The following is a 1,353-nucleotide window of genomic DNA, read 5'->3' as shown; positions in this document are numbered from 1 at the left end:
TCTGAAGGTGTAGACGCCCCCGCTGGCCTCGATGTGCCATTGTGGGTTTGCAAACAACCTGAATGGAGGCGTCTATGGGAGAGATTAGCATGATTGGCCTGGATTTGGCGAAGAACATTTTCCAGGTTCACGGAGCAGATCACACGGGTCACCCTATTTTGCGGAAGAAACTGCGAAGGGGTCAGGTCCTTGAGTATTTTGCCATACTGCCGAGATGCGTGGTGGCGATGGAAGCCTGTGCCAGTGCGCATTATTGGGGCCGAGAGATTGGCCGATTGGGTCACGAAGTCAGGCTTATTCCTCCAGCGTATGTGAAGCCCTTTGTTAAGCGACAGAAGAACGATGTCGCTGATGCAGAGGCTATCTGTGAGGCTGCGAGCCGTCCAACGATGCGCTTTGTTTCTGTGAAGAGCGAAACGGCGCAAGCGGCAGCTATGGTGTTTCGGGCTCGTGAGCTTCTGGTTAGGCAACGTACGCAACTGATTAATGCCCTACGCGGCCACCTTGGAGAGCTGGGTCACGTGGTTCCGCAGGGGACCAGCAACATTCATAAGCTGGTCAAAATAGTGGAAGACTGTGAGACCGTGATACCGGAAGCGGCGCGAGCTTGCTTGAATGGGCTGATCGAAATGTTGAACCAGCTGGAGGGTCAGATCAAAGAGTTGGATGCTGAGATATCCCGTCGCGCACGGGCTAGTGAAATGGCGCGCCGTCTAATGACGGTGCCAGGGATTGGCCCGCTCATTGCCACTGCGCTGGTTGCCCTTGCGCCACCGCCTGAAACGTTCCGTCGTGGTCGGGATTTCGCCGCCTGGCTCGGCCTTGTCCCCCGGCAACATTCAACAGGAGGCAAGCAGCGTCTCGGGGCTACAACAAAGATGGGAGAACGTTCGCTCAGGCGGTTGCTGATCATCGGCGCCAACAGCGTGGTTCTATGGCAAGCACGCAATAGAACTGGAAAAGATCCCTGGCTTGCCCGCATGATCGACCGCAAACCACCGTTGCTGGTTCGGGTCGCTCTGGCAAACAAGATGGCGCGAATTGTTTGGGCCTTGATGAGCACAGGAGAAGTCTACCGGGCTCCAGCTGCCAACGCATAAAGCGTATGCAGCTGTGAGGCAGCGGAAACGGAAGAGGACAATGGACGGTATGGCATAAGGATCGTGAGACCGGATCGGGAAAACCAGATCGCAACAGAGTGCTTCGAGCACGTGGTTTTGAATTGGACCGGATCCGCTAACACCATACGGGCCAGCGGCATGTTCAAAGGCCGCGCAACAGGCCGAACACATGTCAGTACCCGAACCAATGCAATTGCCGGCCAAATTACCTCTTGCGTTTTGGGCGTCTACA

At 55.9% G+C, this 1,353-nt stretch carries 1 protein-coding gene; it reads left to right on the top strand.

The genetic code is table 11. The features are described 5' to 3' along the window. The first annotated feature begins 74 nt into the window (after positions 1–74). Positions 75–1,100 (top strand): IS110 family RNA-guided transposase, encoded by a 1,026-nt coding sequence (locus ACR0AO_RS25410; protein WP_480609811.1) that lies wholly within the window; start codon positions 75–77, stop codon positions 1,098–1,100. The last annotated feature ends 253 nt before the right edge of the window (positions 1,101–1,353 follow it).

The sequence above is a fragment of the Ruegeria sp. AF8 genome, assembly GCF_056541825.1.
Note: the sequence above shows the minus strand (reverse complement) of the source record. Positions and strands in the feature narration are given on the sequence as shown.